Here is a 660-nt window from a genome sequence, read left to right on the forward strand (position 1 = left end):
CCAGCGGCTTGTCGCGTAAGCAGATCGCCAGAGATCTTGGTGTTGGTTTCTCGACCTTGAACCGTTGGATACAGCAGGACCGGCGCGATCCGGAGAAACCGGCCACACAATCTGACCTTGAAAAGGAGATAGCGGAACTTCGCAGAGAAAACCGCCTGCTCCGGGAGGAGAGGGAGGTGTTAAAAAAGGCCACCCAGTTCTTCGCCCCCTCTCGGTGATTGCTCAGCAATCACCTGCCGGTTGATAGAAAGAAGCAAATGAGGTTTGCATTCATCGCGGAGAACCTGGGCCTTTTGCCGGCTTCCAGGCTATGTCAGATCATGAATGTCAGTCCTCGGGGTTACCGGTCCTGGCGGAACCGCCCATTGAGTGACCGGCAGCGTAGGGACTTGGTCGTGCTTGCCCATATCCGGGAGCAATTCCGACTGTCGCTTGGCAGCTACGGGCGTCCTCGCATGACCGAGGAGCTAAAGGAACTCGGACTTGATGTTGGCCATCGGCGTGTTGGACGGTTGATGCGTGAGAACGCGATCACCGTGAAAAGGAACAAGAAGTTCAAGGCGACAACGGACAGCAATCACAGGTTCAACATTGCGCCAAATCTGCTGAAGCGGGACTTTTCTGCTGACCGGCCGAACCGGAAATGGGCTGGTGACATCA

General features: G+C 55.9%; 1 pseudogene. It reads left to right on the top strand.

Annotated elements, in window-relative coordinates:
• A pseudogene (locus ACXAIC_RS24765) lies at window positions 1-660 on the top strand (IS3 family transposase); the annotation flags it as partial.

The sequence above is a fragment of the Roseibium sp. AWQ4_254 genome, assembly GCF_056161025.1.